The sequence below is a fragment of the uncultured Rikenella sp. genome (genome assembly GCF_947628055.1).
GTDB lineage: Bacteria > Bacteroidota > Bacteroidia > Bacteroidales > Rikenellaceae > Rikenella.
This window is the reverse complement of sequence record NZ_CANQYJ010000064.1, coordinates 1-15004: the sequence shown is the minus strand read 5'-3', so window position 1 is coordinate 15004 and position 15004 is coordinate 1. Positions and strand designations below refer to the sequence as shown.

The window sequence follows — 15004 nt, the reverse complement described above, 5'->3', positions numbered from 1 at the left end:
GCCGGTCGCACCCCCGCCCCGGCCCACGACACCACCGGCCGGCGCAAACCGTACTCCTCCTTCAGAGAGAGATAAATATCCTGTAGCTCCCGTACCCCCGGATCGGCCGCCGAAGCCACCGTCAGGTAGCCCGACTGCCCCATCAGCAACGCCTCGGCCTGCCGCACCTCCCCGCCGCAGCGCACGAAACACCGCAAAGGAATCGACCGGGCCAACGCTTCGTAAGACTGCTTCTTCTGGCCTATCCCCAGCGAACGCAGGTAACAGACATAAGCCGTTTCATCCCAGTCGCCGCCCAGGGAGGCCCGGATCGCCGTCACCTCCGCGGTTTTACGCCGCAGGCGGTCGGCCACCAACCGCGAGAGGATCTGCCCCTGCTCGGCCGCCGTCAGCCCGCCGAAAAAACCGGCGCACCCCATCCCGTTCCGCCGCGACTGGACGAGTAAATTCTCGTATAAAGCCTCGATCTTCGGTGCGAGGGTCAGCACCAGCGTCCGTACTTCGCGACCTTCGCGCATCAGCACGCGGTCGCGCTCGCCGACCACGTGGAACGCCACGCTGTCGAACGCCGGGTCATTGATCCTGCCCTCGTCGCGCCAGAGGGACGACCGGGCGTCGATCCGCACAGCACCGTGCAGGACGGTATCACCGAAGCTCACGGCGGCGTTCACGAAATCCGGTGCAGGAACGGTCGTTCCGTCGAAAGGGACTTCGGCAGCGTAGCCGGGACTCACGACATTCGCCTCGCCGCCGGAAACGGCGAGGTCGCCGTTCTGAAACAGACGGTGTCTCCAAACGAGGGTAAGCAGGCTTCGTCTCTGGCTGTCGGTCATGGATGGTATGGCTATATTCTCTATTCCGGTGCCGCTGGCCGGAGGTCAGCGGTGACACGGTCTGCGGCCCGTGCGGTTCGCTTCGCTCGCTGCTATTGCGGGGGATTCGCTTCCCAAAGATAGTGCTTTCCGCGAAACTTGGCTTTTCATTTTAAGCGGAAAACCTCTACCTTTGCCTCATTCAAAAAACGTTTCATTACAGAATATCGATATTATGGGAAGAGCTTTTGAATTCCGCAAGGCGCGCAAATTCAAGCGTTGGGGCAACATGGCCCGGACTTTCACCCGGCTGGGCAAGGAGATCGTGATCGCCGTGAAGGCGGGAGGGCCGGAGCCGGCGAACAACCCGCGGCTGAGGATGCTTATTCAGACGGCCAAATCGGAGAATATGCCCAAGGATAATATCGAGCGGGCCATCAAGCGGGCCGTCTCGAAGGATACCGAGGACTACAAGGAGATTCAGTATGACGGGTACGGCCCGTATGGGATCGCTATTGTGGTGGAGGCGGCTACGAACAACAACACCCGCACGGTGGCCAATGTGCGGAGCTATTTCAACAAGGCGGGCGGGTCGCTGGGAACCACCGGGAGCCTGGATTTCATGTTCGACCGCAAATCAGTTTTCAAAATCAAGGCACCTGAAGGGCTCGACATCGAGGAGTTCGAGCTGGAGCTGATCGACTACGGGGTGGACGAGGTGTTCTCCGAAGAGAGCGAGGAGGGGGTGAGCGAGATCGTGATTTATGGAGCTTACGACGCGTTCAGCAAAATACAGAATTATTTGGAGGAAAAAGGGTATGAGATTCTGAGCGGGGAGTTCGAACGGATACCGCTGGATCAGAAGGAGGTGACGGCGGAACAGCGCGAGTCGATCGAGAAATTGTTGGAAAAATTCGAGGAGGACGAGGATGTGCAGCGGGTGTACCACAATATGAAAATCGAGGAATAACGCATACCGCGTATCGGTTTTTCGCATTCAGGCGGGGCTTTCCTTTCCCAGAAAAGCCCCGCCGTTTTTTGGGGTATCGGGCGTTAAACCGTTTTTGTGTTGTGTTTGCCGAGGTTTTTCGGGCTGGGGGTGTTTTTCGGAAGGGGATGGCGGCGTTTTTTACACGATTTTTTGAAGGGGGCTTGCGGAGAGGATATGGGCTGATTCGAGAGTTATTATATTGAGACACACGTTTCTTCGGGGTTTAGGATTTCCCATATCAACGGTTTTCGTGCGGTTTTGGAGTGCTGCGGAGGTGTGCGTTTTTTCGGTTTTTTCTTTTTGGAGGGTATTTTTTGCAGGTTGCGGATGTGTTTTCGGGATTTTCAGCGGTTTTCCCGGGTTCGGCGGTTTTTGTAGGTTTCTGCTTTTTGCAGGTTGTGGCGGAGCGTTATGTTCTCGGCTATTTCTGTCGGTTGTAACTATTTATCGCCGGTGCAGTAACTGAGTTTCCGCGTCAGCGGCGGCCCAGTCTCCAAGACCAATGTGCGGCCTTCGAGGGATTGGCGACGAACTGAAAAATGCGGACTATTTAGTCGTACTGTTATTTTTAGGTGGGCTGTAACCATCCGGCTACGAATGGTGCGATGCGTGAGTATCGCCGGCCTTACGCTGTCGCGCGCGGGGACAGTGCCACTCGGTACGTGAATCGCACCTTTCGGGTGTTTTATTGGCCTGCCGGGAGCAAGATAAACTGCTCCAAAGGAAAAAACTGCTGCCTTCAGGCCAAGCCGGGCGGGCCCCGTCTAAATACGTCATAGCAAGCTCCAACAAAAGCCCCGACAGGGCCCCGCGGTGGGCAATGGGATGGAACTACCCTCTATTGGCCGGAGCCCCCGGCTGCGGGGGCCTGCAATTTTTTCACTTCGCTTAATTACAGTCCGCGCCAGCTCCGGCCAATCAAGGGTAGTTACAGCCTGGCTCGAGTGCCGGGCGGCACCTCCGGCCTGACACAGGAAGATCACCGATAACTATTCCCAACCTGCCCACTGGCACGGAAAGGCTCTGATTACTTGTCTCAGGGCAATGTTGTGCGGCACTCGGAACCGAGCTTTCCCTCCACAACATGGCTCCTAACGCGGAGCCGACCGGGAAATGCCGGCATCGGAATGCACGTTCGGGATATTACTCCCGAAAGACTTTGCCTGCCGCAATCCTAAAGCCTAATGCGCGATGGGCCGTAAGGGATTAAACCTTACGGCCCATCGCGCATTGAATAGACAGGGACAACCGTCCGTTTCCCCCAAAAAACAGAGATTCCGGGGAAAAGGGAAACGGTAAAGACCCCGTCCGCTTAAACGATCCGTCGCGCTCCGTCCGAGATCACCACCGGATAGACCTTGCAGTCGATCCCGTATTTCGCCTTGTACTTCGCCCGCACGGTATCGATAAACGCCTCATACTTCGGCGCCGGCACCACGTTGATCGTACACCCTCCGAATCCGCCCCCCATAATCCGCGATCCCGTCACCCCGCACTCCTTGGCCACCTCGTTGAGAAAGTCCAGCTCTTCGCATGACACCTCATAGAGTACCGACATCCCGATATGCGTCCCGTACATCTTCCGCCCCACCGTCTCATAGTCCCCCGCCTCGAGCGCCGCACAGGCATCCAAGAGCCGCTGCACTTCGTCGATGGCATACTTCGCCCGGATATAGTCCTCCTGCGAAATAACCCCGATCACTTCCTCTAACCACTCCGGCTTCGCATCCCGCAGGAATTCGACTTCCGGGTGTCTCTGCTGAATCGCTTTCACGGCCCGTTCGCAGGATTCCCGGCGTTTATTGTACGGCGACCCCACCAACTCATGTTTCACGCACGAGTCGATCAGCACCACCTTGTACCCGTGCGCCTCCGGATCGAACGGCACGTACTGGAATTCCCCGGTTTTGCAGTCCAGTCGCATCAAATGCCCGGCTTTCCCATGCACCGAAGCGAACTGGTCCATGATCCCGCACTTCACCCCCACATAATTGTGTTCGGTAGCCTGTCCCACCTTCGCCAGGGTCATCTTGTCGAAACCGAGCCCCAGCATATCGTTGAGTGCAAAGGCATAGGTGGATTCCAGCGCCGCCGAGCTGGACATCCCTGCCCCGAGCGGCACATCGCCGGAGAAGACCGTATCGAACCCTTTGATCGTGGCCCCCCGCTTAGTAAGTTCGCGGCACACTCCGAACAGGTATTTCGCCCACTGCTGTGCCGGCGCATCGTTTTCGCTCAAGCCGAATTCAGCGCTTTCCCCCAAATCCAAGGCATACGCCCGCACTTTATCGGTATTGTTGAAGACGATCTCGGCCACCATCCCCTTGTCCACCGCCCCCGGCAGCACGAAGCCGCCGTTGTAGTCCGTATGCTCTCCGATGAGATTGACCCGCCCCGGCGAAGCGTATACGGCACCTTCGGTACCGTACAGTTCCTTGAATTTATTGCGTACTTTCGTAATGTCCATAGTATGATAGTGTAAGGGAGTGTGTGAAGGTAATTATTCCGCGATCAGATCCTGCTTGCGGATGCGGCTGCCCAGCAGGGCGTAGTACAGCAAATAAGCCTCCCCGAGAATCACGATGATCCACGTGGCCGACCACGAGCCGGTGGCATCCGCGATCATCCCCTGAACCAGCGGCAGCACGCCGCCGCCCAGCACGCCGATCATCAGCGCTCCCGAACCGGCCGAGGTGTATTTGCCCAGTCCCTTGACCGCCAGCGCGAAGGTCGACGGCCACATCACCGAGTGGAACAAGCCCACAGCCACCAGCAGCCACAGGCAGTCGGTCAGCATGGCGCCGATCACCAGCAAACCTGCCGCAATGGAAGTCACGATCAGCTGCACGCGTGCGGGCACTTTGCTGATCGCCGAACCGATCAGACGCCCCACGAGCATTCCCCCCCAGTAGAGCGACCCCATCGTCGCTGCGAGTTCGATCCAGCCTGCTTCCGCTTTGGCGTTCATCACCAGATTGGCCCCCACGCATACCTCAACGCCCACATAGATGAAGATAGCTACAACTCCGAGGGTCAGGTGGCGGAACGACCAGATGCTGCGTTCCAGTTTTTCGCCTCCTTCGGCCGTGGTATTGGCGATGTTCGGCAGCTGGAGTTTCGTAATGATGAACGCTACCAGCAGGATTACCACGATAAAGGCGATGAACGGCACGATCAGGTTGTCCAAGGTCACTACCGCAGTCCCGCCGAAGATGATGCCGCCCACGAAGAACGGTGCCAGCGTGGTACCGATCGAGTTCGACGCCCCGCCGATGTTCTGGCGCTGCACGTCGCTGGTTCCCTTCACGTTGCAAGCGATCAGGTAAGGATTGATGACCACCTGCATGATCGTCACCCCGGCACCCACCACATAAGCTCCGATCAGGAACAGGAAATAGGCATACGGAATGGAAGCAGCCTCGCCGAATGAAATGGAAGCGCCGCTGTATTTCTGCAACAGCACCGACGCTTCGAAAATGGCGCATCCGACAGCCACCACCACCAAGGCGCGTACCATGGTGTTCTTATATCCGTGCCGGGTCACTAACCGCGAGCCGATGCCTCCGGTCAGCGGATAAGAGAGGAACCACGCGAAGGTCACCATTACGGCCAGCGTGTTTTTGAGGTCTCCCACATTGCTGAGCAATGCGCCCTGCAACGGGCTTTGGAACTGCTGGTTCACCACGGTGAGGAATCCTACGATGAAGAACAGGAAGACCATCGTGATGAACGGTCCCGTGTAACTGATCTGATTTTGTTGATTGTTAGTCATAATGATTATTTGGGTTATTGTTTGTCGATCCGATTCGGGTTATCTGGTTCCGAATTCATAAGCTATGTGTTGCTCATAGGTTTCCCCCGGCCGCAGCACGACTCCCGGAAAGTCTCCGCGGTTGGGCGAGTTCGGGAAGGCCTGGCACTCCATGGCCACCCCATAGCGATCCTGATAATGGAATCCCGGGGTCTTCGATTCCGGACAACCCGAAAGCCAGTTCCCCGTATAAATCTGTATCCCCGGCTGTGTCGTGGAGACTTTCACGAACCGGCCCGATTCTTCCGAATAGAGTTCCGCTGCCGGCAGCAGTGTCGCATGATCATAGCCGTCTATAGCCCAGCAGTGGTCGTACCCTTTCCCCCACACCAATTGCTGGAAAGAGGCATCTTCGATCCGTTCCCCCAGCGTATGCGCCGTCCGGAAGTCCATCGGCGTCCCCTCCACAGAGGCCGGCGACTGCGGAGCGGCCAGCGGTATCGCGGTCTCGTCCGTCGGCAAATATCGCGATGCCTTCAAAGTCAAGGCGTGCCCCAACACACTCCCCGCATCGTGTCCGTTGAGGTTGAAATAGACGTGGTTGGTCAGATTCAGGATGGTCGCCCCAGCTGCCGCCGTCGCCCCGTCGTCGTCGAGCAGACGCCCGTAGTAGGTGATTTCGAGTGTGTTGTCGTCGTCCCAGTCGTAGCAGGCTTCGACATACAATGCCCCCGGATAGCCCTCTTCTCCGTCCGCTGAGCGGTAGCCGAAGACCACGCGGTCTCCTTCTACCCTGCCCTCCCAAAGTCTGTTGGCGAATCCGGTCGGCCCGCCGTGCAGATGGTTCGGCCCGTTATTGACGGCCAGTCTATAGGTGTGTCCATCGAGGTCGAACGTGCCTTTCGCTATGCGATTGGCATACCGGCCCACGCTTTTCCCCATGGCCGGCCCGTCGGCTATGTAGCTCTGCCATTTCCCGTATCCCAGCACCACATCGGCCATTTTTCCCCAGCGATCCGGCACGGTGATCCCTACAATAGCAGCCCCATAGTTAGTGAGTTGCACGGTCGCGCCGTTGGCGTTGGTCATCGTGTAGAGGATCACCGGCTCTCCCCCGCCCTGTGCCGCTCCCGTGGCGGTCTCCGGCGTAAAACCCCATACTTGTTGGGTGATCTCGTTCATAAATGTCGGTTTAAATCAGGTTTGTCGAATACGGAATGTCCAATAATGATTGGGTTATTTCCCCCACAGCGAGCGCGGATATACTCCCGCTTCGATCAAATCCAGCACTTTCTGCACCGTCTCCGGCCGGTCTTCCTTGTATGTGACACCGAACCAGTCGCTGGTTGTATGCAATACTTTGAGTTTCGCCGTGTGCTCCGAAACCAGCCGGTTGACTAACAGCGGGATGAAGAATTCCGCTTTCAAGTTCCCCGAGGCCAAGGCTTCGTCTAAGAAAACCCGGAAGAAATCGACTGAATGCCGGAAGTAGTCCGGCGTAAAGCCGAAGAGGTTCATCGATACCGGCGTATCTTCCGCCAGCGGATATTTGGCTCCGTCGTCGTCGATATAGACGATGCCGCCTCCTTCTCCCGCCGGCAGCCGGACGATTTTCGTCCGCTCCACAATCGATTCCAGGTATCCTTCCTTATTAATGGTGCAAACGCCGCGCGAAACTGTCCCGTTTGCCGACAGGGTCTTGCAGACTTCATATCCCACCATCGCATATTCCCCGGTCAAGCCTTCCGGCAGCGAGGCGAGGTAGCTCCCCATCCGCGCAATCGCGTCCTGTCCGTAGAAGTCATCGGCATTAATCACTGCGAACGGTTCGTTAATCACCGCTGCGCCCATCATCAGCGCGTGGTTCGTCCCCCACGGTTTTTCCCGCCCCTCCGGCACGGCATATCCCACAGGCAGAGATGAGTCGAGTGCCTGGAACACGTATTCCACCGCGATCTTATGCCCGAATCTTTCCGGGCTGAAAACTTCCTTGAACTCGGCCCCGAAGCTGCTTCGGATCACGAATACGACTTTTCCGAATCCTGCCCGGATGGCGTCGTAGACGGAGTAGTCGATGATGGCTTCCTTATTGGGCCCTATGCCGTCCATCTGTTTGAGCGATCCGTAGCGCGATCCCATCCCGGCGGCCAGTACCAATAGTGTCGGTTTCATATTTTTTTTTGTTTTTATTGTCTTCGGTTTAATACTACAAATATACTATTTCCTTAAAATTATCCCACACTCTTGCTTTCTTCTTTTAACTGTCCGGTCTTGTGGGAGTTTCCGCCGGGCTGGTATTTTTAGGCGATCATATAATTGTACCTGCATTTTGGGGGGGCATTTTTTCGGCTCGCGCCGGTGCCGCTCGGCACCTCCGGGTTGGCCGCGGACGCGGGAACCAAATGATTAGCCGTAGATTTCTTGTACGTGTTCGGGAGGGTACTGTTCCTTTTAACTGTGTTCCGCTCGTTTTTCTCGCGCTACCTTGGCATAGCCCGCAAGCGGCCTCTGCCCTCGCAACGCTGCTCGGTTGTGAACAAAAGAAACCAATTGAGATGCAAGGCATCTCAAAAAGTTTGGCTTCGCCTTCCTTCTGGCGCCTCGGCCATTCGAGCAAGCTCGATGGCACTCGCCTGCTGCGTCGGTTCTTTGTTTACTTTCTTTACTGACAAAGAAAGTAGAAGTCCCGCCGGCTTGAGGCGGCTAAGAAAAAGTGCCCGCCCGGCATGAGCGGATCGAAGAAAGAGCCCCGCCGGCCCGAGGCAAAAAACGTACAGTTAATCTTTCGCCGGTGTCACACACAGGGCGGCGGATTTGTCCGTCGGACAAAAATCGGATAAAATAAAATCCCGGACGGAACAGAATCCGCCTATTTTTACCCTCGCCGAATTATCTTTGCCCTATCGAAAGACCACCCGGAAATGATCGACATATCCCATTCATACCGCAAAGCGCTCGCAGGCGAAGCCTTGACATTCCACGAAGCGCTGGCCTTGTGGAACGACGCCCCGCTGGCGGAACTGATGGCCGCAGCAGACGCCGTGCGCCGCCGGTTGCACCCGGGCGACACCGTGACCTGGCAGATCGACCGCAATGTCAATATCACGAACGTGTGCGTGAGCGGATGCAAATTTTGCAGCTTCCACTGCCGGCCGGCAGACAAGGAACGGGCCTATATCACCACATTGGACGAATACCGGGCCAAAATCCGGGAAATGCAGGCGCTCGGCGGCGAGCAGCTTTTATTGCAGGGGGGGCTGCATCCGAAGCTCGACCTGACCTGGTACGAGACCCTGTTCTCGACCCTGAAAAGCGAATTTCCGAACATCAAACTGCACGCATTAGGGCCGCCGGAGATCGCGCATATCGCGCGGATCTCCGGCCTCGGACAAGACGCAGACGGATACCGGACCGTGCTGGAACGGCTCATGAAAGCAGGGCTGGATTCCCTGCCGGGAGCCGGGGCCGAAATCCTCGACAACGAGATACGGAAACACATTTCGCCAGGCAAATGCTCGGCAGACACCTGGTTGGAAGTGATGCGGGCGGCGCACAAACTCGGCCTGTACACCTCGGCGACCATGATGTACGGCCACGTCGAGCAGCCGGAGCACCGGATACTGCACCTGCTGAAAATCCGCGACTTGCAAGCATTGAAACCGGAGAAAGCGCCGGGTTTTCTGGCATTCATCGCGTGGCCGTACCAGGGGCGGGGAACCGCATTGGAAAAAGAGGAAGGATTGTCCGGCGGGGCGAATACGGCGGAATTTCTGCGGATGATCGCCCTGAGCCGGCTGGTGCTCAACAACATACCGAATATCCAGGCATCGTGGCTGACCACGGGGTTGGCGGCAGGACAGATGGCCCTGCACGGCGGAGCAAACGACATGGGTTCGATCATGATCGAAGAGAACGTGGTGAGCGCCACGGATTTCGAGGGTCGGACGACGATCGACGCCTCCCGGATGCAACAGGCGATCCGGGATGCGGGTTTCACGCCGGCCCTCAGAAATCAGCGGTATGAGTTACTGTGACCGGTTCGGCCAGAGCGGGAGGGACGGCGGCCTGCCGCGTCCATTTCATGGCAACGGCTAAGCATAAGAGCAGAACAGCGAGCACCAAAGTGGACATTTTGCATAAAAAGAAACGGAATCCCCCCGCCGCGATCCGGTTACAGAGATTGTCGTCGCGTTCGATACCAAGTTTGTCGGATTCGGGAGAGCATTCCGGCTTCAGTGCTTCGAGTTTTTTAAGGTCATGCTCCAGCTCCTCATACCGCCGCCACTGGCGGATGGAGGTGTAGAGATACTGCCCCACGTCGAGTCCTAGATAGACCATCAGAGCGAACATGGCGAGCCACAACGGGACAGAGAAATAGAACGTCCCTTCGCGATAAGCCAGGCTCCACACGACGATGAACAGGGCGAAAACGATTTGGCGGCAGATGTCGGAACAACGGGTCGTGTACGTAGAGAACATAGCGTTGCACTCGTCGATCCGAGATTCGACGGTTTCTTCTTCTTTCGCCTTCAGTGACGTTTCATCGGACATTATTTAATCTTTTTTTCGGGTAGTTTTCCTCCTTTTTTCAAGCCGGGAATCCTGCGCTCCGGATTGGGTATAGGCACTTCGTAGTGTTTCTTGCAAGGGTTTTCAGGATTTATCTTCCGTGTCAGCGGAGATACGCGTCCCCCAGGTGGACACCGGCGAGGCCCGAGATCGTAATTCAACATGATCCAAAGGTTTTAATAATGCATTAAATATAAATAATTACCGAAAAACACCAAAACCGCAGGGCGGAGAATTTTCGTTTTTTGGCGTACAATTGATTATTTTTGTTCGTTACATTCGCACAAAACTATGGCCGGCAAGGAGATACAGAATACGGAGAAGAACGGAGAAAAGAAATACGCGCTCACGCCGTTGATGAAGCAATACTACGCCATCAAAGCGCAGCATCCGGACGCGATTCTGCTGTTCCGCGCCGGAGACTTCTACGAGACCTTCGGCCCCGACGCAATCACCGCCAGCAGCATCCTCGGCATCACACTGACCAAGCGGGCCAACGGGTCGGCCGCGAGCGTTGAGCTGGCAGGATTTCCGTACCACGCGTTAGACGTCTACCTGCCCAAACTCGTGCGGGCAGGGCAGCGGGTGGCCGTGTGCGAACAGCTCGAAGACCCGAAACAGGCCAAAGGGATCGTCAAGCGCGGCGTGACGGAACTCGTTACACCGGGGATTACCTTCGACGACAACATCCTGGATCACAAGGAAAACACCTATTTAGCGAGCGTGGCGCTGGGGCAGAAAGGACGCGCGGGAGTGGCATTCATCGACATCTCCACCGGCGAGTTCTATGCGGCGGAAGGGGGACTCGACTATATCGACAAGCTGCTGGCCAACCTGGCGCCGAAAGAAGTGGTCTTCAAGAAAGGCGACGAGACCGAATTCAAACACGCATTCGGCGACCGGTACTATACCTACAAGTTAGACGAATGGGCCTTCAACTACGAGAGCAACCGCGAAAAGCTGCTCAAACAGTTCGACACCACATCGCTCAAAGGGTTCGGCATCGACCTGCTGCCGCTGGCCGTGAGCGCGGCGGGGGCGGTGATCTACTACCTCGAATACACCGAACACAAGGATTTGTCACATGTGCGGGGAATTTCCAGACTGGATCAGGACAAGTACGTCTGGATCGACCGCTTCTCGATCCGCAACCTCGAACTGTTCCACCCGCTGAGCGAGAACGGGACTTCCTTGACCGACGTGATCGACCAGACCCTGTCGCCGATGGGGGCGCGGCTCTTGCGGCGGTGGATTTCGCTGCCCCTCAAGGACAAAGCGGCCATCGACGCGCGGCTCGAAGTGGTGGGGCACTTGATGCGGGACGTGAAACTGCGGGACACGCTGACCGCCGAACTGGACACGATCGGCGACATGGAGCGGATCGTCTCCAAAATCGCGGTGGGGCGGGTCAATCCGCGGGAGTTGGTGCAGTTGGCCAAGGGGCTGGCGGCGGCGGAACGGATACGCGTGTTGTGTTCCGAAAGTCCGAATGCCGAACTGCGGAAATTTGCGGAACGGTTTGCGGATTGTTCGGCGGCGGTTTCGGCGGTGGAGAAGTATATCCTGGCGGAACCGGCGCTGATACCGGGGCGGGGGCCGGTCATCGCTTACGGAGTGGACGAAGAGTTGGACAAGCTGCGGGACATCGCCACGGGCGGGAAGGACTACCTGCTGGCATTGCAGCAGCGGGAGAGCGAAGCGGCGGGGATTCCCCTCAAAATCAGCTACAACAATGTCTTCGGCTACTACATCGAAGTGCGGAACGCCCACCGCGACAAGGTGCCGCCGGGGTGGATCCGCAAACAGACCTTAGTCAATGCCGAGCGGTATATTACCGAAGAGCTCAAGCAGTACGAAGAACAGATTCTCGGGGCGGAAGACCGGATCAACGCGATCGAGGTGCGGCTCTACACGGAGTTAGTCACCTCGCTGCAGCCGTCCGTGGCTGGGATTCAGGGCAATGCGCTGGCGGTGGCGGAGCTGGACTGCCTCCAGTCGTTCGCACATCTGGCGATCGAACACAACTACTGCCGGCCGGAGATCACGGAGGACGACGTGCTCGAAATCAAGGACGGACGCCATCCGGTGATCGAGCAGCGGTTGCCCATCGGTGAGCCGTATATTCCGAACGACCTCTACTTAGACTCCACGTCGCAGCAGATCATTATCATTACGGGGCCGAACATGGCGGGGAAATCGGCGCTGCTCAGACAAACCGCCTTGATCGTGCTGCTGGCGCAGATCGGATGTTTCGTGCCGGCGTCGGCGGCGCGGATCGGGCTGGTGGACCGGATTTTCACGCGGGTGGGGGCCTCGGACAACATCTCGCAGGGCGAATCGACCTTCATGGTCGAGATGTTGGAGTCGGCCAATATCCTGAACAACATTTCGGGGCGGAGCTTAGTGCTGCTGGACGAGATCGGGCGCGGGACAAGCACCTACGACGGTATTTCGATCGCGTGGGCGATGGTCGAATACCTGCACGAACACCCGGGGGGCAAGGCCAAGACCCTGTTTGCGACGCACTATCACGAACTCAACGAGATGGAGGCACGCTTCCCGCGGATCAAGAATTTCAACGTGCAGGTCAGGGAGGTGGACAAACGGGTCATATTTTTGCGGAAGTTGGTGCCGGGAGGGACGGCGCATTCGTTCGGGATCCACGTGGCGAAGATGGCGGGGATGCCGCCGCGGGTGATCGACCGGGCGAAACAGGTGCTGGAGGACTTGGAGCGGCAGCGGCGCGAAGGCTCGAGAGCGGATTCGCCGGATATGAAAACAGTCTCTTCGGGCGGCCCTGCCGGACGCAGCAAGGGGGGGAACGGCGGAGGCGAGGGCTCGATGCAGCTGAGCTTTTTCCAGTTAGACGACCCGGTGCTCAAGGAGATTCGCGACCAGATCCGCGGGCTGGACATCGATTCGCTGACGCCGATCGAAGCGCTGAACAAATTGAACGAAATCAAGAAGCTCTCGGGACTGTAGCGACACCCCGGATTTCAACGCATCCGACGGTTTTTCGGTCGGGGCGGTGTTCGCATCGAGAGGGAGTTTTATGACAGAGACAGACGACATACGGCTGATAGAACGGCTTCGCGCCTCCGACCGCGGAGAGCGCGAAGCCGCTTTCGCACAGCTCGTCGATCGGTACAGCCGGCGCATTTACTGGACAGTCCGAAAAATCGTCGTCAGCCATCACGACGCCGACGACGTCGTGCAGAACGTCTTTATGAAAGTGTGGAGCTCTGCCGACAGGTTTCGCGGCGAGTCCGGGCTTTTCACCTGGCTTTACCGGATCGCCGTCAACGAATCCCTCAGCCTGATCCGCAGCCGCCGGGCCGGCCTGTTCGCCTCGTTGGACGACGGCGGGGCGGCATTCGACCGGATCGTCGGCAGCGAAGGCCTGTTCGACGGCGAAGCGATCGAATGCGCTTTGGCACGGGCCGTCGCGCGGCTGCCAGCCAAACAGAGAGCCGTTTTCACCCTGCGGTATTGGGACGAAATGCCATACGAACAGATGTCCGCCGTGCTGGACACCTCGGTGGGGGCCTTGAAAGCATCGTACCACCACGCCGCCGCCAAAGTCGAGCGGTGGGTGCGCGAAGACGTCTCCGGGGCGGTCTTCACCGCCTCCGAGCCTTCCGCTGACGATTCCGGAGAAAAATAAGCTCCCGCGACAGCGGGTGAGCCGGTTTTGGGCAAGTCTCCAGGAAATTTTCGCGACGAAAAACGGCAAAAACGATCTGGCCTTTTTAAACCCCCGATCCCGCTTTGCGTCAAAAAAGTAAACAGACAAAATCATGAACGCATCATCCAACCGCCGCGATACCCGGCCCGGAAATCCTTATCGGGTGCCGGACGGCTATTTCGCCGAACTGCGGAATACGCTGCGCGAGCGCGCAGGCTCGGAAGGGGCGGGGGAAACGACTGTGCAGGGGCGCGGACTGTGGCAGCGGATACGCGGGGTAGCGGGGCTTTCCGCCGCATTCGGCTGCCTCATACTGTTCGCTGCGACGGGCTATTACTTCACCGGTTACCGGGCCGGCCAGCGCGAGCAGCTCGCCTCGCAGGAACAGACCGGCGAAATGCTCCTCGGCTACCACGTCTATACCGAAGATATAGAGAAATTGGACGCATACGCTTCGGACACCGTGGCGGCGGACGAAGATCGGGCCGGATTCGCCGAGGCCGTGACCGAATACCTCGATACCTACGGCTACGGCGGCACAGACCTGCTCGCCGCCTTGACCGACACCGGAAACGACTGGTAAACACCGATCTATATGTACCTGACAACCATGAAAAAAGAGATCAACCGGATTTTGCGGCCCGCGGGGCTCGTGATGGCCATGCTGGCGCTTTTGCTTACGGATGCTTCCGCTTCGCCCCATGGGCCGGAAGGGCCCGGCGGGCCGCAGGGCAAGCCGGAGCACGGCCAGGAGATCCGCAACCTGAAAATCGCATTCTTCACCGACGCCTTGCAGCTGACCCCGGAACAGTCCCAGAAATTCTGGCCGGTCTATAACCAGTACTGGAGCGCCCGGCGCGAGGTGGGCAGGAAGCGGCGTGACCTGTATCAGGTCATCCGCAGCGGCCAGGTCGGCGAACGGCAATTCCAGGAGATACTCGAGGTGATCGACGCCGAGCGGAAGGTGACGGCGGACTATATCGCCGAATTTCGTCGGATTCTGCCAGCCGCTACTGCGGCGAAAGTATTCGTGGCCGATGAGGATTTCAAAAACTTTCTGATCCGCCGGGCCGTTTCCGGGGGGATGAGGAAATAGGAAGGATGCTTCGACCGCAGCGCACGGGGGGCGGAAGTCCGGATGTCCAGGGGGCTTGTAGGGGTCGGGCCTGTTGAAAAAATCGGGAGACGCCGGGCGG

At 57.9% G+C, this 15004-nt stretch carries 12 protein-coding genes; 6 read left to right on the top strand and 6 right to left on the bottom strand.

The window, feature by feature from the left end; translation table 11 throughout:
• A partial coding sequence (locus Q0Z93_RS06925) for a DUF2851 family protein (RefSeq protein WP_298064146.1) occupies nt 1-833 on the bottom strand: 833 nt, incomplete at its 3' end.
• Nucleotides 834-1047: 214 nt separating this feature from the next.
• Between Q0Z93_RS06925 and Q0Z93_RS06920 the strand changes: the two genes are divergently transcribed.
• Nucleotides 1048-1782 (top strand): YebC/PmpR family DNA-binding transcriptional regulator, encoded by a 735-nt coding sequence (locus Q0Z93_RS06920; RefSeq protein ID WP_298064145.1) that lies wholly within the window; start codon nt 1048-1050, stop codon nt 1780-1782.
• A 1333-nt stretch (nt 1783-3115) separates the two neighbouring features.
• On the opposite strand, the gene galK is transcribed toward Q0Z93_RS06920, so the two are convergent.
• From galK to Q0Z93_RS06900, 4 genes are read right to left on the bottom strand one after another with little or no spacing between them, the layout of a single operon-like run.
• Complete coding sequence (gene galK, locus Q0Z93_RS06915; RefSeq protein ID WP_298064144.1) at nt 3116-4270, bottom strand: galactokinase; 1155 nt, start codon at nt 4268-4270, stop codon at nt 3116-3118.
• Nucleotides 4271-4303: 33 nt separating this feature from the next.
• The gene (locus tag Q0Z93_RS06910) at nt 4304-5575 is read right to left on the bottom strand and encodes an MFS transporter (RefSeq protein ID WP_298064143.1); all 1272 of its coding nucleotides are present in this window, start codon (nt 5573-5575) and stop codon (nt 4304-4306) included.
• Between the two features lie 39 nt (nt 5576-5614).
• Nucleotides 5615-6736 (bottom strand): aldose epimerase family protein, encoded by a 1122-nt coding sequence (locus Q0Z93_RS06905; RefSeq protein ID WP_298064142.1) that lies wholly within the window; start codon nt 6734-6736, stop codon nt 5615-5617.
• Nucleotides 6737-6790: 54 nt separating this feature from the next.
• Nucleotides 6791-7726, bottom strand: coding sequence for a nucleotidyltransferase (locus tag Q0Z93_RS06900; RefSeq protein ID WP_298064141.1), 936 nt, complete (start codon nt 7724-7726; stop codon nt 6791-6793).
• A gap of 749 nt (nt 7727-8475) precedes the next feature.
• Between Q0Z93_RS06900 and Q0Z93_RS06895 the strand changes: the two genes are divergently transcribed.
• A complete protein-coding gene (locus tag Q0Z93_RS06895; protein WP_298064139.1) occupies nt 8476-9588 on the top strand; it encodes a CofH family radical SAM protein in 1113 nt (370 codons plus the stop codon).
• Here the strand turns inward: Q0Z93_RS06895 and Q0Z93_RS06890 are convergent.
• Nucleotides 9560-10105 (bottom strand): hypothetical protein, encoded by a 546-nt coding sequence (locus tag Q0Z93_RS06890; protein ID WP_298064138.1) that lies wholly within the window; start codon nt 10103-10105, stop codon nt 9560-9562. The two genes, Q0Z93_RS06895 and Q0Z93_RS06890, sit on opposite strands and share 29 nt — an antisense overlap.
• 309 nt (nt 10106-10414) lie before the next feature.
• Here Q0Z93_RS06890 and mutS point away from each other — a divergent pair, with 309 nt between their 5' ends.
• The 4 genes from mutS (at nt 10415) to Q0Z93_RS06870 (ending at nt 14904) form a co-directional block, all read left to right on the top strand.
• Complete coding sequence (mutS, locus tag Q0Z93_RS06885) at nt 10415-13105, top strand: DNA mismatch repair protein MutS (protein ID WP_298064137.1); 2691 nt, start codon at nt 10415-10417, stop codon at nt 13103-13105.
• 70 nt (nt 13106-13175) lie between these two features.
• Nucleotides 13176-13787 (top strand): sigma-70 family RNA polymerase sigma factor, encoded by a 612-nt coding sequence (locus Q0Z93_RS06880; protein WP_298064136.1) that lies wholly within the window; start codon nt 13176-13178, stop codon nt 13785-13787.
• 133 nt (nt 13788-13920) lie between these two features.
• Nucleotides 13921-14391: a hypothetical protein gene (locus Q0Z93_RS06875; RefSeq protein WP_298064135.1), complete on the top strand. Its 471-nt coding sequence runs from the start codon at nt 13921-13923 to the stop codon at nt 14389-14391.
• 12 nt (nt 14392-14403) lie between these two features.
• A complete protein-coding gene (locus Q0Z93_RS06870; RefSeq protein ID WP_298064134.1) occupies nt 14404-14904 on the top strand; it encodes a hypothetical protein in 501 nt (166 codons plus the stop codon).
• The last annotated feature ends 100 nt before the right edge of the window (nt 14905-15004 follow it).